The organism is Cupriavidus sp. SS-3, assembly GCF_035818815.1.
Lineage (GTDB): Bacteria > Pseudomonadota > Gammaproteobacteria > Burkholderiales > Burkholderiaceae > Cupriavidus > Cupriavidus taiwanensis_C.
On sequence record NZ_JAYLVT010000005.1, the window covers coordinates 1 to 19,469 of the forward strand.

Sequence of the window (19,469 nt, forward strand, 5' to 3'; positions counted from 1 at the left end):
GCGCCGGCTGGCCCAGGGCCTTGCCCAGCGCGTCGATCTCGGCGGCCAGCAGCGGGCCGGCGCAGGCGATCGGCGCGAATTTTGCGATGCCGTGGGTGGTGGCTTCGGCGCGGTGCGCGGTGCCGAAGGCGTCGTTGACGTAGACGTCGCAGAGCTTGGCCATCTTCTGCGCCAGCTCGTCGCTGTTCTTCTTCTCGCCCTTGTTGACGCGGCAGTTCTCCAGCAGCACCACCTGGCCGGGCGCCACCTCGACGCCGTCGACCCAGTTCTGTACCAGCTTGACCGGCTTGCCAAGCAGTTCGGACAGGCGCGCGGCGATCGGCGCCAGCGAGTCTTCGGGCTTGAACTCGCCCTCGGTCGGGCGGCCCAGGTGGGACGTGACCATCACCGCGGCGCCGGCGCCCAGGCAGGCCTCGATGGCGGGCACGGAGGCGCGGATGCGGGTGTCTTCGGTGATGTTGCCGGCGTCATCCTGCGGCACGTTCAGGTCGGCACGGATGAACACACGCTTGCCGGAGAGTTTGCCTTGGGAAATCAGATCGGAAAGACGCAGGACAGAGGTCATGACGGTGGATGGCGCGAGATTTCGCTGCGGACTCGGGGAAACCGGCATTTTACCTGAACGCGATCGGGGCTTTGCCGAATCCGGACTGGCGCCGGCCATGATGCGGCCCGCAAGGCACAAACCGACCCGCCAGCCAGTGCCGACGCGCGCCCTGCCGCCCTGACTCCCCACCAAAGAAGGGGCGCACGCGTTTTCCGCGAGACCCCCAAGTGCGGTAATGTACGCAACGTCTGCTACAACAGACACACAATCACGCCAGAGCCGGTTTACAAACGGCCAGGACAAGCGGCAACCGACAAGAGGCTGGCAATACGGCCCGCCGCAAGCAGCCAGAACAACAAAGCATGCCGGGTTGCGAGCGGACGCACCACCGGCGCCGCGCATTTATTTTGTCGCGAATGCAAGGGGTAAGTCAGATGAATGAAGCCGACATTCACGGAGCGATCCGCGGCTTGTACGAGGGCATTCTGGATCCGGGAGCCTGGCAGGACAGCCTGCGCACCCTGACCGGGCTGGCGGGCGCGGCACATGCCTCGATGATGGTCTGGGACACGGTGCGCGACCAGATCAGCGTCAACGAGATCGTCAATCCGGTGGTCGAGCTGTTCACCGAATACGAATCGGATTACCAGGCGATCGACCCGGCCAAGCAGTTCGCGCCGGCCCTGCAGCCGGGCGGCTGGTATATCGACGCGCGCGAGCTGGGCGAAGGCACCATGGCGCGCCATCCGTTCTACCGCGATTTCTTCCACCGCTATGGCCTGCGCTCCTACGTGGCCTGCCTGGTCGAGCGGCAGCCCCATTACGAAGTCTATTTCTCGATGCAGCGCGCGCGCCGGCAGCCGCTGTTCTCGAGCGTCGACACCGGCGGCCTCGACTGGATCATCCCGCATATGCGCAGCGCCATGGCGATGCGCGACCGCACCCTCGGGCTGACGGTGCTGGCGCGGCTGTCGACGCAGCTGGTGGAGCGGCTCAATTTCGCCCTGCTGGTGTTTTCGCCGCAGCGCCACGTGCTGTTGTGCAACCGCGCCGGCGAACGCTGGGCGCGGCGCCTGGACCCGGCGGGCAAGGTGTCGGACTGGACCCTGTCGCGCCCGTTCGCCGACATGGTCCAGGCCGCCTGCGACCCGCGCCACGCCGTGGCCGCCCAGGCGGCGCGCGCCACCAGCGGCGACGCCAGCGCGCAGGTCATCGTGCTGCCGCTGCCGCCGTCGCACGCCTTTGCCGCGCAGTGGCAGGAACCGGCCGCGCTGGTGATCGTGCACGAGCAGGACCGCGCCCCGCTGTTGCTCGGTCCCGTGCTGCGCGACCTCTACGGGTTGACGCCGGCCGAGACCCGGCTGAGCGTGCAGCTGGCGCACGGCCAGGGCCTGCCCGAAGCCAGCCAGCACCTCGGCATCCGCCACGAAACCGCGCGCACGCAGCTCAAGGCGGTATTCCACAAGACCGGCTGCAACAGCCAGGCCCAGCTCACGCACCTGCTCTCGCGCCTGGGCGCGGCGCTGGAACAGGGCTGAACCCGCAAGCCGTGCCACGGGCCGGCGCCGCGCCGGCGGCACGCGCTCTGCCACGCGGGTAAAGTACCAAAAGTACAAGAAGTAAAAAGAAGGGAAGCCATGAGCGACACACAGATGCACGACACCATTCGCGCGCTGTACGAGGGGATTTTCGACGCCGATGCCTGGCAGCGCAGCCTGAGTGCGCTGTGCCAGGCCAGCGGCAGCAGCCACGCGCATCTGCTCGTGCTCGACACCGTGCACCAGCGCGTGCTGGTACACCAGGAGGTCAACCCGATGCCCGAGGCCGTCGCCGCCTATCGCGACCAGTTCGCCGCGATCGACCCGGCGCTGCCGTTCGCGCGGCGCATGGCGGTGGGCAGCTGGTATATCGATTCGCGCGAGCTGGGGCCGCAGGTCATGCGGCAGTCGCCCTTCTACGGCGAGTTCCTGCGGCCGATCGAACAGTCGTCGGTGATGGCCTGCCTGATCGAGCGCCAGCCGCATTACGACGTGTTCCTGTCGCTGCAGCGCCCGCATGGCCACGACCATTACTCACCCGAGGACGCGCGCGCGCTCGACTGGGCCATCCCGCACGTGCGCCAGGCCATGGCGCTGCGCGAGCGCACCCACCAGGTGTCGGCGCTGGCGCATGCGTCGTCGCAGTTGATGGAGCGGCTGCCGTTCGGCGTGATCGTGTTCCGCGAAGATGGCAAGGCGCTGCTGGCCAACAGCATCGGCGAAGCCTGGGTGCGCCGGCTGCTGCCGGCGGTGTCGATCGAGACCAGCGTCGCGGCGCCGCTGGCCGCGCGCGAGGATGGCGGCTGGACCCTGTCGCGCCCGTTCGCGGAAGCGCTGCGCGCGGCGAGCAACCCGGCCAGCGCGCAGCCGGCGCAGGCGCTGCGCGCCGTCGACGGCGCCGGGCGGCAGGCGCAGGTGATCCTGCTGCCGCTGCCCCCGGCGCATCACCTCGCGCTGGACTGGCAGCGCCCCAGCGTGCTGGTGGCGATCCACGAACCGGGCGCCGCGCCGATGACGCTGCCGACCGTGCTGCGCGACCTCTACGGCCTGACGCCGGCGGAGATCCGGCTGGCGCTGCAATTGTCATCGGGCATCGGCCTGCCCGAGGCCTGCGAGCTGATCGGCATCCGGCGCGAGACCGGGCGCACCCAGCTCAAGGCGATCTTCACCAAGACCGGCACCGGCACGCAGGCGCAGCTGGCGCACCTGCTGACGCGGCTGGGCGTGCGCCCCTAGCGCCGCGGGCGCTGCCGCCGGCGACGCATCAGTCGATCGACGCGCCCACGGTCTTGACCACGCCCGCCCACTTCTGGCGGTCGGCCTTCACCGTGGCCTTGAACTGCTCCACGGTCTCGACCCGCGGCGTGTTGCCGGCATCGATCAGCTTCTGGCGGATCGCCGGCGTTTCCAGCGCCACCTTGACCGCGTCATTGACCTTGCGGGCGATCTTCGGGTCCAGCCCCCTGGGCCCGAACAGGCCGAACCAGATGGTGCTGTTGAAGCCGGGCAGGCCGCTCTCGGCAATGGTCGGCACATCGGCGATCACCTGCACGCGCTGTTTGGTGGTCACGCCCAGCAGGCGCACCTTGCCGGCGCGGAACTGCGGCAGCACGCTCTGCACCTGGTTGAAGATGCAGCAGACCTCGCCCTTCACCACCGCCTGCAGCGCGTCGGGGCCGCCCTTGTAGGGCACGTGCACCATGTCCAGCCCGGCGCGCGCATTGAACTCGGCAAACGCCAGGTGGGTGCCGGTGCCGTTGCCGGTGGAGGCAAAGTTGTACTTGCCGGGATTGGCCTTGACCTTCTCGATGAACTCCTTGACCGACTTGACGTCGAGCACCGCCGGGTTGACGGTCAGCACGTTGGAGACCTCGACCAGCGGCGCGATCGGGGTGAAATCGGCGTCGGCATCGAACGGCAGGGTCTTGTACAGCGCCGGGTTGATGCCGTGCGTCGCGGCGGTGCCGAGCAGCAGCGTGTAGCCGTCCGGTTTGGCATGCGCCACCACCTCGGAGGCCACGTTGCCGCCGGCGCCCGGCCGGTAGTCATAGACGATGGTGGTCTTCAGCGACTTCTGCAGCGATTCCTGCAGCGTACGGCCGACGATGTCGACGCCGGATCCGGCGGTGAAGCCCATCAGGATCGTTACCGGCTGCGCCGGCCATTCGCCCTGCGCATGGGCGGGCAAGCTGGCCGTGCCGGCCACGGCGGCGCACAGCGCGGCCACGCGGAAGGCGGAACGGAAGGACAAGCGCGGAAGCAGGCGGGACGAGTTGGGCATGGGGGCACCGTCGGTGAATGTCACAAGGAAGCGGCCCGGCGCGGCGGACTTCGCGGCGGACCTGAGCAATGGCCGGGATCTGAGCCCCGGGCCAGCGCAACAAGATAGCAAGGTTCCTGCCAAAACCAAACGACTGAGTTTGCCTGAAGGTATGCCGTGCGGGCATATGGCAACCGCCTCGGCGCGCACTGCGCTTCAGCGCCGCAGCAGCCCCACCAGTTCGTCGACATCCGGCAGCGGCGCCCCGGTACCGGCGGCGTGGTCGTCGTCGGCTTCCAGCAGGCCGTCGGCGAGTGCGCGCTTGTCGCGGTGCAGTTCGACGATGCGCTCCTCGATGGTGCCCGCATTGATCAGCCGGTACACCGTGACCGGGCGCTGCTGGCCGATGCGGTGCGCGCGGCCCATGGCCTGGTCTTCGGCGGCTGGGTTCCACCACGGGTCGGCGATGATGACGTAGTCGGCCGCGGTCAGGTTCAGGCCGAAGCCGCCGGCCTTCAGGCTGATCAGGAAGACATCGCCCTCGCCCGCCTGGAACGCGGCCACGCGGCGCGTGCGCTCGGCCGCGGGGGTGGCGCCGTCCAGGTATTGCAGCGCCAGCCCGGCATGCTCCAGCCCCTGGCGCAGCAGCTGCAGGAAATCGACGAACTGGCTGAACACCAGGGTCTTGTGGCCGCTGGCGGCCAGCCCGCTGGCCAGTTCGACGAAGGCCCGCACCTTGGCGCCTTGGCTCAGTTGCCCGCTCACTTCCGGCGTGACCAGGCGCGGATCGCAGGCGGCGCGGCGCAGCCGCATCAGCTGCGCCAGCACGTGCAGGCGCGCCTGCGCCTGGTGCTGGGCCTGCGCCAGCGCCCGTTCCCTGGCGCCGGCGGGCGCATCACGGGAGGCCTTGCGCGCGGCTTCGACGCGTGCCAGCGCGGCCTCGGCTTCGGTCTGGGCCTGGCGGCGCAGCGCCTCGTAGTGCGCGGCTTCGACCGGCTCGGGCTCGACCCGGATCACCAGCTCAGTCCGAGGCGGCAGTTCATCCAGCACCTGCGCCTTGGTCCGGCGCAGCACGAACGGCGCGACCATGCGGCGCAGCCGCAGGCGCGCCTCGCGGCTGCCGGCGCGTTCGATCGGGTTGGCAAAATGCTCGTTGAAGCGGGCCAGCGAGCCCAGCAGGCCCGGATTGCAGAACCGCATCACCGACCACAGCTCGGCCAGCCGGTTCTCCACCGGGGTGCCGGTCAGCGCCATGCGGAAGTCCGACGGCAGCGCGAACATCGCCTGCGCCCGCCGCGTGACCGCGTTCTTGAAGGCCTGGGCCTCGTCGGCCACCACGGTATGCCAGGCGCGCGCGCAGAAAGCGTCGCTGGCCTGCTGCAGCAGCGTGTACGAGACAATCACCACATCATGCGGCCCCGCCTGCGCCAGCAGCGCGTCGCGATCGCCCTCGGCATAGACATGGACGTTGAGCGTGGGCGCGAAGCGCCGCGCCTCGGCGGCCCAGTTGCCGCACACCGAGGTCGGCGCGATCACCAGCGCCGCGCCGCCGCCGGCGCGCGCGACCAGCACGGCCAGCGCCTGCAGGGTCTTGCCCAGGCCCATGTCGTCGGCCAGGCAGGCGCCCAGGCCGGAGGCGGCCAGCGTCATGGCCCAGCGGTAGCCGGCTTCCTGGTATGGGCGCAGCTCGGCCGCGAGCGTGGCCGGCAGCGCGATCTCGCTCTCGCGCGCGGCGCGCAGCCGGTCGATGCGCGCGCGGAAATGCGCGTCGGGATCGACACCCGCGCCGGCCAGCACGTCGTCCAGCCACGGCGTTGCCATCTGCGGCACGCGGATGCCATCGCGGGTGCCATCCGTAAAGCGCTCGCCCACGCCGGCAAGATCGCGCAGCCGGCCGCGCAGCACCTGCGTCAGCGCCACATAGACCCCCTGCCCCATCGGCACGAAGCGCCCGGCATGGCTGCCGGTCCAGTCGATCAGCTTGCCCAGTTCCAGCACCAGCCCCTCGGCCACCCGCAGCTCGCCCGCCAGCTTGTACCACGCGCCACGGCTCTCGACCTGCACCCCCAGCTGCGGCAGGTCGGCGGGCAGCACGCGCAATTCCTTGCCGCGCGGCCATTCGACCGCCTGCACGGCGGGCAGCGACGGCAGCGCCTCGACCACCGCGAGCGCATCCTCGGGATCGTCGAGTGCCCAGGTGTACTCGCCGCCCGGCGGCGACAGCGCCACCAGCTGCGGCAGCGCGGCGAAGACCTCGGCCACGCTGGCCAGCTCGGCGTCGAGGTCGCGCTGCGTGGACAGGGTCTCGCCGCGCACCGTGGCCATCAGCCGTTCGCGTCCGGCACCCGGCGCCAGCCGCGGCCCGAGCGGGCCCAGCGGCGTCACCACCAGCCGCAGCGAGATGCCGCGCCCCACCGGCGCCACTTCGGCACGCAGCCGTGCCTCGGCCTCGACCGCGCGCGAGCCCGCCGCGGCATCGGCCTGGATCTGGAACTGGCCGGCCAGCGCGCGCAGGGTCTGGTCGAGCCGGGCGTGGCCTTCCTCGGGAATCGCCAGGCCGTCGCCGATCAGCCGCGCGGCCTCGAACTGCGCCGGGGTATAGCGGATCAGCCGCAGCCGGTGCGGGCCGTCGCGCAGCAGCGTGAACTGGCGCAGCGCCTCGGCCTCCTGCCGCGCGGCGGCGGGCAGCAGTGCCTCCAGCGCCGGCGCCCCGCGCACCGGCGGGAACAGGCGCAGCACGTAGCGGCCGGCGCTGCGCACGGCCTCCAGCGCGGGCGCGTCCTCGACCACGTCCAGCGTCTGCGTGGGCGCGTGGGCCAGCACCACGCCCGGGTGCCCGGCCAGCGCCATCAGCGCCATGGCGCGGTCGAGCACGTAGCGGCGGTTGTGCGAGGCATCGCGGCGGATGGCGCGCGCCACGCGCGCATCCCATGGCTCGAGCCGGTCATCCTCGGCGATGCGCGCCAGCGGCACCGGCCGGGGCTTGCCCCAGCCCTTGGGGCCGCGCACCTGCTCGAGCGGCTCGATCGTGCCGGGCGCGCCGTCGGCGTCCAGCGTCAGCGCCCACAGCAGGCGCCGGGCCGGTGCCGCCGCACCTTGAGCGGTGGCCGGATCGGTGCCGGCAAGGGCGCGCAGCGCGTCCAGCGCCTGCTGCCAGTCGACCTCCGGCGCGCCAGGGGCGTCCGGCAGCGCGTCAGGCTGGGCAGACTGGCGAGGGGGGCTGGAATGTGGGCTCGAAGGCACGGCTTGCAGGAAGGTCGACTGGCGGCACGCCGCCGCCTATGCAGGGACGATGCAGCGACAATGCGGCGACAATGCCGGGGAAAAGCGCATTCTAGACCGCCGCGGCGCCCGCGCCGCGTTGTGACCCATGCCCCCGGGGCTTACAATATCGTTTTTGCTATTTCCACGGCGCAGGGAGAACGGACATGTCGATGGCGGATCGCGACGGCAAGATTTGGATGGATGGCAAGCTGATCGAGTGGCGCGACGCCAAGATCCATGTGCTGACGCATACGCTGCACTACGGCATGGGCGTGTTCGAGGGCGTGCGCGCCTACAAGACCCCCGCCGGCACCGCCATCTTCCGCCTGAAAGAGCACACCCGCCGCCTGTTCAATTCCGCCAAGATCTTCCAGATGGCGATGCCGTTCGACGAGGCCACGCTCGAAGCCGCCACGCGCGAAGTGGTGCGCGCCAACAACCTGGAATCCTGCTACATCCGCCCGATCGTGTGGATCGGCTCGGAAAAGCTGGGCGTCTCGGCCAAGGGCAACACCATCCACGTCGCCATCGCCGCGTGGCCGTGGGGCGCCTACCTGGGCGAGGAAGGCATGGAGCGCGGCATCCGCGTGAAGACCTCGTCGTTCACCCGCCACCACGTCAACGTGTCGCTGGTGCGCGCCAAGGCCAGCGGCTACTACATCAACTCGATCCTCGCCAACCAGGAGGCCACCGGCCTGGGCTACGACGAAGCGCTGCTGCTCGACACGGACGGCTACGTCAGCGAAGGCTCGGGCGAGAACGTCTTCATCGTGCGCAACGGCGTGATCTACACCCCGGACCTGGCCTCGTGCCTGGACGGCATCACCCGCGACGCCACCCTGACCATCGCGCGCGACCTGGGCATCGAAGTGCGCGAGAAGCGCATCACCCGCGACGAGATGTACTGCGCCGACGAAGCCTTCTTCACCGGCACCGCCGCCGAAGTCACGCCGATCCGCGAGCTGGACGACCGCATCATCGGCGAAGGCCGCCGCGGCCCGGTGACCAAGCAGATCCAGGACGCCTTCTTTGCCGCCGTCGGCGGCACCGACGAAAAGTACAAGAAGTGGCTGACGCTGGTGTGAGCACCGGCCGCCGGCCCGCGTGCCAGTCGCCCGCCCCCGCGGGCGCGGCACGCGCCTTGTTTTGACAAACAATACGTTTTATTCCCTGCAACACCATGACGCAAACCGCGACCATCATCGAAATCGGCGCCGAAGACATTCCGCTGCACTGCCCGACCGCCAACACCCCGGCCTGGAACTACCATCCGCGCGTGTTCCTCGACGTGGCCGACACCGGCGAAGCCAAGTGCCCGTACTGCGGCACCGTGTACAAGCTCAAGCCGGGCACCGTGCTGAAGGGCCACCACTGACCCGAGCCGCCTGCCATCGCACTCCCCTGACGCTCCGGGCCGCCCACAGGCGCCCCGGAGCGTTGGCGTTGCCGGCGCCCGCGCCGCTGCGCCCGTGCCGGCTCCTTGCGCCCCTTCCATGAAGAAAGCCCTCGTCATCGCCCCCAACTGGATCGGCGACGCCCTGATGGCGCAGCCGCTGTTCGCGCTGCTCAAGGCACGCCATCCGCGCCTGGTCATCGACGCCCTCGCGCCCAAGTGGGTCGCGCCGGTGCTCGCGCGCATGCCGGAAATCGGCCGCGTGTTCCCGTCGGACCTTGCGCACGGCAAGCTGCAGCTGTCGGCGCGGCTGATGTTCGCACAGCAGCTGAAGAACGAAGGCTATGACCTGGCCTACGTGCTGCCCAACTCGCTCAAGTCGGCGCTGATCCCGTGGCTGGCCGGCATTCCGCTGCGCATCGGCTACCGCGGCGAAGCGCGCTTCGGCATGCTCAACGTGCGCCACGCCAATCCGCCGCGCGACCACCGCCCGCCGATGGTGGAGCACTACGCGCGCCTGGCGCTCAAGCCCGGCGCCCGCCTGCCCGAGAACCTGACCGAGCCGCGCCTGCGCGTGGACCCGGCGCGCGTGGCCGCCACCGCCGAGCGCTTCGGCCTGGCGCCGCACACGCGCGTGATCGCGTTCTGCCCGGGGGCCGAATTCGGCCCAGCCAAGCGCTGGCCCGCGGCGCATTTCGCCAGGCTGGCGCAGATGCTGCGGCGCTCGTATCCGTACGCGCAGATGATCGCGCTGGGCTCGGCCAAGGATGCCGAGATCGCCGCCGAAATCACCAGCGAGGCCCCGTTCGTGCGCAACCTGTGCGGCCAGACCTCGCTCGACGACGCGGTCGACCTGCTGGCGCTGGCCGAAGCCGCGGTCTGCAACGATTCGGGCCTGATGCACGTGACCGCGGCGCTGGGCCGGCCGCAGGTGGCGGTGTACGGCTCGAGCGACCCGCGCCACACGCCGCCGCTGTCACAGGCAGCGAGTATCATGTGGCTGCAGCTGGAGTGCAGTCCGTGCTTCAAGCGCGAGTGCCCGCTGGGCCACCTGCGCTGCCTGAAAGAGATCGAACCGGAAATGGTGTTCGTCGAGCTGCGCAAGCTCCTGCACCGGCCCTGACCTCCCCGCCCTAGCCACGTCCATTGCCAACATGCCTCGCTTTGCCCGCCTGTTCGATTCCGCCGAAGACATCGTCGACGCTTTCCGCGAAGCGCTGAAGCTGCGCGACGCCGAAGGCGCGCTGCGCCTGTGGCTGGACGAAGACTCGATCACCTGCGTGCTGCCCGACGGCCAGCGCCTGATCGGCCACGAACAGCTGCGCCAGGCCTTCTCGCAGCTGCTGGAAGAACAGCCAGTGCTGGTCGACGCCATCGAGACCAGCAGCCATGCGTCGATGGCCGTGTCGATCTTCGACGTGACCGAGGCGCTGCGCTTCGGCAGCGACCGCGTCGAGGCCGACCTGTACGTGCACACCACCTACGTGCTGATGCAGAACCACGAAGGCTGGCGCCTGGCCCACATCCACTGCAGCCCGGCCAACGCGGTGCAGGTTGCCGCGGTGGCCGCCACGCCCGGCCAGGCGCTGCACTGAACCCGCGGCCGCGCAGCGGCCTGCTGCAACACAAGCCGGCATGACGCAGCTTCCGCACCACCGACTGCCCTACGCGGTCCAGGCAGATCCCGCCAGCGCGCACGGCTATGGCGATGGCACGCCGATGCCCTGGTGGCTGCGCGGCGGCCACGCCCAGACCATCATCCCTGCGCGTTTCACCCGCCGCCCGCCGCGCGTGGGCTTTCGCCGCGAACGCTGGGCCACGCCCGACCAGGACTTCATCGACCTCGACTGGACCACACATGCGGTGCAGGCGCAGACGCCGCTGGTGGTGATGTTCCACGGCCTCGAGGGCGACTCCGGCAGCCACTACGCGCAGGCGCTGATGCATGCGCTGTCGCTGCGCGGCTGGCAGGGGGTGATCCCGCATTTCCGCGGCTGTTCCGGCGAGCTCAACCTGGCGCCGCGCTTCTACCACTCGGGCGATTCGGCCGAAATCCGCTGGGTGCTGGAGCGCCTGCGCCAGCACCACTGCGCCGGCGGCCGCAAGCTGCTGGTGGTGGGCATCTCGCTGGGCGGCAACGCCTTGCTGCGCATGCTGGGCGAAGACGGCAGCGCCGCCGGCCACGTGCATGCGGCCGCGGCGATTTCCGCGCCGCTGGACCTGGCCGCCGGCGGCGCCGCGCTGTCGGCCGGCTTCAACCTGGTCTACACGCGCATGTTCCTGCAGACGCTCAAGCGCAAGTCGCTGGCCAAGCTGGAGCAGTTCCCGGGCCTGTTCGACCGCGACACCATGCTGGCCAGCCGCGACCTGTACGCCTTCGACAATGTCGTCACCGCGCCGCTGCACGGCTTTGCCGATACCGACGACTACTGGCGCCGCGCCGCCAGCAAACCCGTGCTGCGCGAGATCGCCGTGCCCACGCTGGTGCTCAACGCGCGCAACGATCCCTTCCTGCCCGCGCGGCACCTGCCCGGCCCGGCCGACGCCAGCCCGCAGGTCTGGCTGGAACAGCCCGAGCACGGCGGCCATGTCGGCTTCATGACGCCGCCCGCGGACTGGCGCCGCCACCTGCCGCTGCAGGCCGACGGACGCTTCGGCGGTCATATCGAATGGCTGCCGGCACGGATCCTGAGATTTTTCGACAGCATGATGTAAGGCGGGCGCCGGTCCCGACAGCCCGCCGGGGAGACCGAGATGGACGACATCGTCAGGCAGGCCATGGCACGCTGGCCCAACGTGCCCAATGCCTACGGCTGGCTCACGCTGGACCGCCGCGGGCAGTGGCGCCTGCGCAATGAGTACGCGCAGCAGCACGGGCTTTCGGGCGACCCGATCCGCCATGAAGCGCTGATCGGCTTTATCGAACGCAACTACCAGTGCGACGAACGCGGCTGCTGGTACTTCCAGAACGGGCCGCAGCGGGTGTTCGTGACGCTGGACTATGCGCCGTGGATCGTGCGGCTGCACCAGGGCGCGCTGCAGACCACCACGGGGCAGCCCTTCACGCTGCAGGCCTGCTTTGCCGACGAGCACGGCAACGTGGTGCTGGCAGGCACCGTCGCCGGCATGGCGCCGGGCACCGCCCCGTCGTTGCAGGCGGCGCTGCTGCACGACCACGACCTGGAGCAGTTCAGCGGCGCCAGCACCTGGCATGGCGAAGCCTGCGGCGCCGACCTGGGCGTGTTCCGCCACGATGGCCGCGACCTGGCAATCGAGCCGATCGCCGAGAGCGAGGTGCCGAAGCGCTTCGGGTTCGTGCGCCAGCCGGCGGCGCCGGCCGGCTGAGCCGCGCCAACCTCGAACCTCAGTTGGGCATGCCCTTGTTGTCCTGCTTGTCCTCGCGGTACTGGCGCTCCAGCTGGTGCAGGCGCGCATCGACCTCCGACAGCGTGTAGAAATCGCCGTCGCCGGCCTTGCGCGCGATCTGCAGCTGTTCGATGGCGGCCTGGTAGGCGCCATCCATCGCATATTTCTCGGCCAGGGCCTGATGTTGCTGCAGCCGCTTGCCCTGGCCGGCGTACGCGCGCGCCAGCATCTCCCACCATTCGCTGCGGCCGGTCTCCTGGCGCGTGCGCTCGCGCAGGAAGCGCACCGCTTCGTCATGGCGGCCGGAGCCGATCAGGGTCTCGGCGTAGGCCACCGACACCGCGTGCGACAGCGGGAAGGCCTTCATCGAAGCGCTGGCCTGCGACAGTGCCTCGGGCACGCGGCCCTGCGCGCGCGCCAGTTCCACCGCCATCACGTCGAGCATCGGGCTGCCGGAACTGGCCCCGGGGATATTGCCGTACAGGCGGCGGGCTTCGGCAAGTTCCTGTTCGGCGGCCGGATAGCGGCGCAGGCGCTGCTCGACCAACGCCAGCGCGTAGTGCACCGCCGGCGCGCGCAGTGCGGAGGCTCCGGCCAGTTGCGTGCGTAGCGCCGCGCGCAGGTTTTGCAGCTCGCTCGGCGACGCTTCCTGGATCACGCGGGCGCGCATGCGCGCGAACTCGTACTCGGGCGTGTTGGGCACCTTGCGCTGGCTGGCATGGCTGACGCGGTCCTGCATGTCGGCGATGCGCTCGGAGGTCAGCGGGTGGGTGCGCACATAGGACGGCACCGAATTTTCGGCGGTGCCCGCGGCGCGCTGCAGCCGCATGAAGAAATCGGGCATGCCCTGCGGATCGAAGCCCGCCGCGGTCAGGATCTGGAAGCCGACCCGGTCGGCCTCGCGTTCCGCGCCGCGCGAGAACGACAGCTGGTTGGCAATGGCGGCGCCCTGCCCGCCCATGGCCAGCGCCGCCGCCGCATCCGGGCTGCGCGTCGCGGCCAGCCCGGCCAGCACCATCGACGCCAGCGCAATCCACATCGACTGGTCCTGCTGGGTGATGCCGCGCGCGATATGCCGCTGCATCACGTGGCCGATTTCGTGGCCCAGCACCGAGGCCAGCTCGGATTCGGTATCGGACTGCACCAGCAGCCCGGTGTGCACGCCGATATAGCCGCCGGGCAGCGCAAAGGCGTTGATGCTGCGGTCGCGCACCGCGAACAGGTCGAAGCCGGTGGCGAAGGTGCCCGCGCCGGTCGAGCCGGAGATGTTCTGGCGCCGCGCCGCCTGCACCAGCCGGTAGCCGAGCGCGTTCAGGTAGTCGGACAGCAGCGGATCGGGCACGTACAGCGGATCGCGCCGGATATCGCGCATGATGCGGTCGCCCAGGCGTTTTTCCATGTCGGGCGACAGCGACGCGGTGGACGGGTCGCCGAGGTCCGGCAGCTGCACGCCGCCCGCCTCCACCACCGCATTGTTGGTGCGCAGGCCGAACTCGGATTTCTGGCCCGCCTTGACGCTGCGGTTCAGGTTGTCATAGACCTGGTCCGCCGCCTCGGCCGAGGTGGCCGGCGCCGGCGCACGGGGCGCAGCCACCGGCGTCGCTGGCGCCGCTGCTGGGCGCGGCGTACCCTGTGGCCAGGCCGGTGCCGCGAACGTCAGCGCCAGCAGCGCCGCCAGCGGCCGCCGCCATGGCGCCCAGGCGCCGCCGGCGCGGCGGCGGCGGCCGGCTTCGCGATGTGACGCGGAACCGGCAGGAACGGCATCCGCCACGGCGCCACGGCCAGATGCGGCAGACCTGCGAAGCGATGGGTGTTTTGGCATGTTGCTATGATAGCGGCCTCCCGTGGCCGTTCCCATCGGACGCGTCGGTCGGACCTTTCGGGGCGACACTGGCGGCACCGGCGGCCCCATGCATGCAGTTCGCCCGAAGCTCTCGATCATGACCCAGCTCACCCATTTCGACACCGCCGGACAAGCCCACATGGTCGACGTCGGCGACAAGGCCAGCACCCATCGCGTCGCGGTGGCGACCGGCACCATCACCATGCAGCCCGCCACCTTCGCCCTGGTGCGCGACGGCAGCGCCAAGAAAGGGGACGTGATCGGCATCGCCCGCGTGGCGGCGATCATGGCCACCAAGCGCACCGCCGACCTGATCCCGCTGTGCCACCCGATCGGCCTGACCAAGGTGGCGGTCGAGTTCGCGCTGGACGAGGCCACCGCCACCGTCGCCTGCACCGTGCGCACCGAGACCCGCGGCCAGACCGGCGTGGAGATGGAGGCACTGACCGGCGTGCAGGTCGCGCTGCTGACGATCTACGACATGTGCAAGGCGGTGGACCGCGGCATGGTGATCGGCAATGTGAAGCTGCTGGAAAAGCATGGCGGCAAGTCCGGGGATTGGGTAGCGGCGGGTTGATTGCTCTGCTCGCGACACAGCGTACGTGACGTGTGCAGTACGCCGGGCCAGGGCGGACGTTGCCTCGTCTTACGCCATCTTCCTTCCCTGGTAATAAAGGTAACGCCGCATTTCCACACGCGCCGTCCCCACCATCCGCGCGCGACAATTTGGTATTCAATATGATTGCGGGCCGCCAGGGATTGCGGCTGGCTGACCCTGTCCGCGACGCGCGCGGGGATGAGGTGGACACCATGAACGGGCGCATGCTCTGCCAGATCGCCCTGGCACTCGCGGCCACGGCCGCCAGCGGCGCCGCCCTCGCCGGGCGGGCCGATCTCCACGATGCCGCCTGGCATGGCGGCGATCTGCGCGACGGCATGGTGAAGACGCGCACCAGCGTAGGCGTCGGCATCTATCTCGGGCCCGGCGCGTTCTACGGCGGCTATCCCTACGGCTACCCCGCGCCGTACTACTACCCGCCCGCCGTGGTCGCGGTGCCCGCGGCGCCGCCAGAATACATCGAGCAAGGCCCGAACGGCCCGGTGCCCGCCCCCGGCCCGGACGGCGTCATGCCGCAGCAGGGCTGGTGGTACCACTGCAGCCAGCCGGAAGGCTACTACCCTTACGTCGCATCCTGCCCGGGCGGCTGGCAACGCGTGCCGGCACAGCCGCCCGCCAATTCCTGACACACGGGGTGACACCATGCATGCCCTGACCCGCGCCACGCTGGCCGTGGCCACCCTCGCCCTCGGCGCCTGCGCCGTGCTGCCCTCCGGGCCCAGCGTGATGGCGCTGCCCGGAACCGGCAAGAACTTCGACCAGTTCCGCGCCGACGACTACAACTGCCGGCAGTTCGCCTTGGGGCGCGTCGGCGGCGTGTCTTCGGCCCAGGCGGCCAACAATGCCGCGCTCGGCAGCGCGGTGGTCGGCACCGCGCTGGGCGCTGCTGCGGGGGCGGCCTTCGACGGCGGGTCGGGAGCGGCGGTGGGTGCGGGCCTCGGCCTGCTCACGGGTGCGGCGGTCGGCGCCGGCAATGCGCAATACGCCGGCTATGGCACGCAGCAGCAGTACGACGCCGCCTACGTGCAGTGCATGTACGCCAGCGGCAATCGCGTGCCCGTGCCGGGGCGCGTGGCCGCCGCCCCGGCGCCGGCGCCGCGGTACTACTATCCGCCGCCCCCGCCGCCGGTCTACTACAGCCCGTACCCGTATTACTAGGTCAGTCCCGGCCCAGTTCCGCAAACCGCCGCGAGCGGTCGAGCACCCAGCCGCAGAACGCCTGCGGGCGCGCTTCCGCCTTGACGCCGCGGCACGCCTGCGCGATCGTCGCGTACTGCGCGGCCTCGTCGCCAAGGTAGTACCAGCGCAGGCGCTCCATCCACTGCCGGCCTTGCGCGGCATCGCCCGTCAGCGCCAGCAGCCATGCCGTGCGCGCGATCATGGTGGGGGTCGGCAGCAGGTGCACCGCCGCGACATGGGCAGGCAACAGTGACGTGGCATTCTCCGGCGTGATCGCGGCCTGTCCCGCCACATCGGCCTGCGCATGCTGGCGGAACCAGAAGCGCGGCATCGGCAGCGCCTGGCGGCCTTCGCTGCTGGCATACTCGCGCGCTTCCGCGCGGCGATAGTCCTGCCACATGGTGCCCAGCACCACCGCGGCCACCGCGACAAACGCCAGCGCCAGCCCCCGCGCCACCGGCAACGGCACCCGCCAGCGCCCAAAGCCCGATGGCTCCAGCCACCCCAGCATGAAGCAGAACGGGAGGAAGAAATACAGGTAATGCAGCGGGTATTCCAGCATCGAATGCGCGCACAGCATCGCCAGCCAGGTCAGCACCAGCACCGTCTGCCTGCGCTCTTCCGGATCGCCATGCCACAAGCGCACCCGCACCACCCGCCACAGCCACGCCAGCAAAATCACGGCGACGCCAACGGTGCCGACGACCCCGGTCTTCGCCAGCAGGTCGAGAATCGCGTTGTGGGCGTGCAGGGACATCTCGACCTTCACGCCCACCTGTTCCAGCTGCTGGAATTGCGCCCAGCCGAACTCGCCCCAGCCGACGCCGAACCACGGATGGGCGCGGAACATGGCGATGGCGTGCGCCCACAGCGCGCCGCGCGCGGAGATCTGGTCTTCGGCCTCGAGTTGGGCGACGGTGTCGAACAGGCGCCAGTCAAAGGCCTGCCCCGCCGCCTTGATCGTGGGTTGCAATATCAAGAGCATCGCCACCATGGCAACCGCGGCGACGACCAGCCCAACCGGGCGCTGCATCGGATCCGTTCCGCGTCGCTCGCCCCGCGCCAGCCATGCCGCAATCAACGCGTAGCACGCGGCAAGGCCCACATGCAGCACGCCGGTACGCGAGCCGGACAGCACGATGCCGCTTTCCAGCAGGGCCACCGCGGCCAGCCACATCGGGAAACGCAAGCGGCCGCGCGAGGCCAGCCACACTGACGCGACCAGTGCCAGGCCGTGTACGGTGGCCTGGTGGTTGGGCTGGTTCAGGTTGCCCCAGAGGCGGCGGTTGGTGTCGTAGAAGTAGGTGGAGACGAGGCCGAAGGAGCGGGGTTCTAGGTGGAAGAGCTGCGCCCATTGGGTGACGGTCCCGAGTAGGCCGGCAATCAACGCCGCAATGGCAAGGGCGTCCGCAGAATCCGACATGCTGCCATGGGTGCGGCGGTACCACCATGCAGCAGATGCCACAGTGGCGCCGAGCAGCAACGTGAGGACAGTCATCAGGCGGCTGCCGGAAACGTCGGCGTGGCCCTGGATCGCGAAGATCAGGCTGACGACAACAAGCCAGAGAAATAGCAGCGAGATGAGCGGCAGCGATGCGAAAGCAACTTCAGTCGAGGTCCCCGGCCGGCGAATCGCTTGAACCACGACGGCAGCAACCGCGACCATGCCGCACAGCGCGGCCGCCCATTCGCCATAGAACGTGGCAAGCGGCAGCGTGTGCCGGGAGACCAGCAGCGGGATGACGATTGCTGCGACGAGAACAGCCGACGAGAAGTTTGGCCGGGAAGGCGGCATTGCGGCGCCTGGGTTGGGAAAAGGCGCATGATAGCTTGGGCGCTAGGCAAAGAAAAAGCGCCCGAAGGCGCTTTCTTTGTTTGAGCGGATGATTAGCAGAGACCCGTGGTTCTGCAGGTTCCGGTTACCGCCCAAGCGATGGCGTTTGCCGCACCAGCTGCGTTTGGCGTGCCAGTCAGGATATAGGTTGCACCTCCCAGCCCGTTCGTACCCACTGCGGTCGCCGTGATAACTGCGGCGGTAGCAGGGTTCGCATTCCCAGTCAGAGCCACAGAGGCAACAAAGCCTGCAGCGGCCGGGTTGGCCGGGACTCCATTAGTACTCGGCGTAGTACAGTTTGCAATTGTTCCTTCCGATTGAAGACAAACTTCGACAGCCGTTTTAATCGGTGCAGTCGCTTGAATGACTTCAGCAAAGCGCGCCTTCGCGCTGTACTGCTGATACTGCGGAATCGCAATCGCAGCCAAAATACCAATGATCGCCACCACGATCATCAGTTCGATCAGCGTAAAGCCCTTCTGGACACGACGGCCCAGCTTCTTCAGTTGTTGTACCCGTTGCATGATTTGACCCCTCGAAGAGATTTTGGTTAAGCGTTGCACGTCTTCGGTTTCGTGACGCGGGGACGATTGAGCAGCAAGTGTGCCAGCGGCATCCCCCATCCGTAGGGGGTGAAAAGCGACAAATTTCGTCACCCGTGGGGGTGATGCTTGCCGCTTGCGCCAAAAATTGTCACCTGGGACCGCTAACACAGGCAAGCGCGACAAAAAGTGCGATCACTCACATGAGTTAGTGGGCATGGGCACCGACACCCCTGGCGCAGCCCCCAATGAAAAAGGGCGGCCAGCTTGCCGCCCCTTCGCGCATGCGCTGGTTGCCGTCAAGCCGTCTGTGCCGACCGGCGGCTCAGCAGCTTGCCGATGATCACGACCAGGATCGCGCCGGCGGCGCCGAAGACCAGGTGGGCGTGCGGCACGTGGATTTCGAACCAGGCGGCGTCGACCGGGTCGCTGACCAGCATTTCGCCGGCGAGATAGCCGAGCAGCGCGGCGCCCAGCACGATGATGACGGGGAAGCGCTCCATCACCTTGAGCAGGATGGTGCTGCCGAACACGATCAGCGGGATCGACAGCCCCAGGCCGACGATCAGCAGCATCAGCTGGCTGCCCTCGGGGCCCTTCTGCGCGGCGGCGGCCACGGCGACCACGTTGTCCAGCGACATCACCAGGTCGGCGATCAGGATGGTGCGGATGGCGGCCCAGATATTGTCCTTGCCGTCGTGGCCTTCCTCGTCGTCATCGCCGGTCAGCAGCTGCACGCCGATATAGACCAGCAGCACGGCGCCGACGATCTTGAGGTACGGCAGGCTCAGCAGCTTGACCGCGGCCACGGTCAGCACCACGCGCATGATGATGGCGGCGGCGCTGCCCCAGAAGATGGCCTTCTTCTGCTGGGCTGGCGGCAGGTTGCGCGAGGCGAGCGCGATCACTACCGCGTTGTCGCCGGACAGGACGATATTGGTCAGGATGATCGATCCCAACGCAATCCAGAAAGTGGTGGAAGACAGCAGTTCCACGGGGAGGCTCCTCGAGTTCTATGTGATGGCGCGCCTCGTCATCTGACGGGATTTCGGATGTCTGAAGGCGCAGACATGACTGTTTACCC

At 69.4% G+C, this 19,469-nt stretch carries 18 protein-coding genes; 11 read left to right on the forward strand and 7 right to left on the reverse strand.

The features are described 5' to 3' along the window. A partial coding sequence (gene pgk, locus U9J39_RS09580; RefSeq protein ID WP_326346970.1) for a phosphoglycerate kinase occupies positions 1-565 on the reverse strand: 565 nt, incomplete at its 3' end. A gap of 416 nt (positions 566-981) precedes the next feature. Here pgk and U9J39_RS09585 point away from each other — a divergent pair. Together U9J39_RS09585 and U9J39_RS09590 are read left to right on the forward strand one after the other, a co-directional pair. Continuing rightward, positions 982-2,085, forward strand: a complete 1,104-nt coding sequence (locus U9J39_RS09585) for a helix-turn-helix transcriptional regulator (protein WP_326346971.1) — start codon at positions 982-984, stop codon at positions 2,083-2,085. A 99-nt stretch (positions 2,086-2,184) separates the two neighbouring features. After that, entirely contained in the window at positions 2,185-3,321 is a 1,137-nt protein-coding gene (locus U9J39_RS09590; protein ID WP_326346972.1) for a helix-turn-helix transcriptional regulator, read from the forward strand. 28 nt (positions 3,322-3,349) lie between these two features. On the opposite strand, the gene U9J39_RS09595 is transcribed toward U9J39_RS09590, so the two are convergent. Together U9J39_RS09595 and U9J39_RS09600 are read right to left on the reverse strand one after the other, a co-directional pair. Continuing rightward, positions 3,350-4,366: a Bug family tripartite tricarboxylate transporter substrate binding protein gene (locus U9J39_RS09595; protein WP_115711551.1), complete on the reverse strand. Its 1,017-nt coding sequence runs from the start codon at positions 4,364-4,366 to the stop codon at positions 3,350-3,352. Between the two features lie 195 nt (positions 4,367-4,561). Beyond that, positions 4,562-7,588: a DEAD/DEAH box helicase gene (locus tag U9J39_RS09600; protein ID WP_442784894.1), complete on the reverse strand. Its 3,027-nt coding sequence runs from the start codon at positions 7,586-7,588 to the stop codon at positions 4,562-4,564. A 185-nt stretch (positions 7,589-7,773) separates the two neighbouring features. Between U9J39_RS09600 and U9J39_RS09605 the strand changes: the two genes are divergently transcribed. The 6 genes from U9J39_RS09605 to U9J39_RS09630 all read left to right on the forward strand — a co-directional run bounded on the left by U9J39_RS09605 (position 7,774) and on the right by U9J39_RS09630 (position 12,347). Then, a complete protein-coding gene (locus U9J39_RS09605; RefSeq protein WP_111518487.1) occupies positions 7,774-8,694 on the forward strand; it encodes a branched-chain amino acid transaminase in 921 nt (306 codons plus the stop codon). Positions 8,695-8,789: 95 nt separating this feature from the next. Continuing rightward, positions 8,790-8,984, forward strand: a complete 195-nt coding sequence (locus U9J39_RS09610) for a zinc-finger domain-containing protein (RefSeq protein WP_010812205.1) — start codon at positions 8,790-8,792, stop codon at positions 8,982-8,984. Between the two features lie 118 nt (positions 8,985-9,102). Further along, on the forward strand, positions 9,103-10,125 hold the full coding sequence (gene waaF / locus U9J39_RS09615) for a lipopolysaccharide heptosyltransferase II (RefSeq protein ID WP_115708275.1): 1,023 nt from the start codon (positions 9,103-9,105) through the stop codon (positions 10,123-10,125). Between the two features lie 31 nt (positions 10,126-10,156). Continuing rightward, positions 10,157-10,597: a YybH family protein gene (locus tag U9J39_RS09620; protein WP_012351840.1), complete on the forward strand. Its 441-nt coding sequence runs from the start codon at positions 10,157-10,159 to the stop codon at positions 10,595-10,597. 40 nt (positions 10,598-10,637) lie between these two features. Continuing rightward, the gene (locus U9J39_RS09625; protein WP_116312181.1) at positions 10,638-11,717 is read left to right on the forward strand and encodes a YheT family hydrolase; all 1,080 of its coding nucleotides are present in this window, start codon (positions 10,638-10,640) and stop codon (positions 11,715-11,717) included. A 39-nt stretch (positions 11,718-11,756) separates the two neighbouring features. Further along, positions 11,757-12,347: a DUF2946 family protein gene (locus U9J39_RS09630; protein WP_326346973.1), complete on the forward strand. Its 591-nt coding sequence runs from the start codon at positions 11,757-11,759 to the stop codon at positions 12,345-12,347. Positions 12,348-12,366: 19 nt separating this feature from the next. Here U9J39_RS09630 and U9J39_RS09635 read toward each other — a convergent pair whose 3' ends face one another. Continuing rightward, positions 12,367-14,190 (reverse strand): beta-barrel assembly-enhancing protease, encoded by a 1,824-nt coding sequence (locus tag U9J39_RS09635; protein WP_116312179.1) that lies wholly within the window; start codon positions 14,188-14,190, stop codon positions 12,367-12,369. 118 nt (positions 14,191-14,308) lie between these two features. Here U9J39_RS09635 and moaC point away from each other — a divergent pair, with 118 nt between their 5' ends. The 3 genes from moaC to U9J39_RS09650 all read left to right on the forward strand — a co-directional run bounded on the left by moaC (position 14,309) and on the right by U9J39_RS09650 (position 15,988). Further along, positions 14,309-14,788 carry a cyclic pyranopterin monophosphate synthase MoaC gene (gene moaC / locus U9J39_RS09640; protein WP_035816150.1) on the forward strand — a complete coding sequence of 160 codons (480 nt, stop codon included), beginning with the start codon at positions 14,309-14,311 and terminating at the stop codon, positions 14,786-14,788. A gap of 233 nt (positions 14,789-15,021) precedes the next feature. Continuing rightward, the gene (locus U9J39_RS09645) at positions 15,022-15,456 is read left to right on the forward strand and encodes a hypothetical protein (RefSeq protein WP_116312178.1); all 435 of its coding nucleotides are present in this window, start codon (positions 15,022-15,024) and stop codon (positions 15,454-15,456) included. 16 nt (positions 15,457-15,472) lie between these two features. Continuing rightward, a complete protein-coding gene (locus U9J39_RS09650; protein WP_115708265.1) occupies positions 15,473-15,988 on the forward strand; it encodes a hypothetical protein in 516 nt (171 codons plus the stop codon). Position 15,989: 1 nt separating this feature from the next. Here the strand turns inward: U9J39_RS09650 and U9J39_RS09655 are convergent, their stop codons facing one another. The 3 genes from U9J39_RS09655 to U9J39_RS09665 form a co-directional block, all read right to left on the reverse strand. Beyond that, positions 15,990-17,804 (reverse strand): PglL family O-oligosaccharyltransferase, encoded by a 1,815-nt coding sequence (locus U9J39_RS09655; RefSeq protein WP_326346974.1) that lies wholly within the window; start codon positions 17,802-17,804, stop codon positions 15,990-15,992. 92 nt (positions 17,805-17,896) lie between these two features. Further along, entirely contained in the window at positions 17,897-18,367 is a 471-nt protein-coding gene (locus tag U9J39_RS09660; protein WP_326346975.1) for a pilin, read from the reverse strand. A gap of 317 nt (positions 18,368-18,684) precedes the next feature. Continuing rightward, positions 18,685-19,380, reverse strand: a complete 696-nt coding sequence (locus U9J39_RS09665) for a TerC family protein (protein WP_326346976.1) — start codon at positions 19,378-19,380, stop codon at positions 18,685-18,687. Positions 19,381-19,469: the final 89 nt, after the last annotated feature.

Coding starts and splice junctions, on each gene's coding strand:
- U9J39_RS09630 (WP_326346973.1), top strand. CDS start 11,757: ATGGACGACATCGTCAGGCAGGCCATGGCACGCTGGCCCAACGTGCCC.
- U9J39_RS09645 (WP_116312178.1), top strand. CDS start 15,022: ATGAACGGGCGCATGCTCTGCCAGATCGCCCTGGCACTCGCGGCCACG.
- U9J39_RS09660 (WP_326346975.1), bottom strand. CDS start 18,367: ATGCAACGGGTACAACAACTGAAGAAGCTGGGCCGTCGTGTCCAGAAG.
- waaF (WP_115708275.1), top strand. CDS start 9,103: ATGAAGAAAGCCCTCGTCATCGCCCCCAACTGGATCGGCGACGCCCTG.
- U9J39_RS09605 (WP_111518487.1), top strand. CDS start 7,774: ATGTCGATGGCGGATCGCGACGGCAAGATTTGGATGGATGGCAAGCTG.
- U9J39_RS09620 (WP_012351840.1), top strand. CDS start 10,157: ATGCCTCGCTTTGCCCGCCTGTTCGATTCCGCCGAAGACATCGTCGAC.
- U9J39_RS09610 (WP_010812205.1), top strand. CDS start 8,790: ATGACGCAAACCGCGACCATCATCGAAATCGGCGCCGAAGACATTCCG.
- U9J39_RS09650 (WP_115708265.1), top strand. CDS start 15,473: ATGCATGCCCTGACCCGCGCCACGCTGGCCGTGGCCACCCTCGCCCTC.
- U9J39_RS09590 (WP_326346972.1), top strand. CDS start 2,185: ATGAGCGACACACAGATGCACGACACCATTCGCGCGCTGTACGAGGGG.
- U9J39_RS09585 (WP_326346971.1), top strand. CDS start 982: ATGAATGAAGCCGACATTCACGGAGCGATCCGCGGCTTGTACGAGGGC.
- U9J39_RS09635 (WP_116312179.1), bottom strand. CDS start 14,190: ATGCCAAAACACCCATCGCTTCGCAGGTCTGCCGCATCTGGCCGTGGC.
- U9J39_RS09625 (WP_116312181.1), top strand. CDS start 10,638: ATGACGCAGCTTCCGCACCACCGACTGCCCTACGCGGTCCAGGCAGAT.
- moaC (WP_035816150.1), top strand. CDS start 14,309: ATGACCCAGCTCACCCATTTCGACACCGCCGGACAAGCCCACATGGTC.
- U9J39_RS09655 (WP_326346974.1), bottom strand. CDS start 17,804: ATGCCGCCTTCCCGGCCAAACTTCTCGTCGGCTGTTCTCGTCGCAGCA.
- U9J39_RS09595 (WP_115711551.1), bottom strand. CDS start 4,366: ATGCCCAACTCGTCCCGCCTGCTTCCGCGCTTGTCCTTCCGTTCCGCC.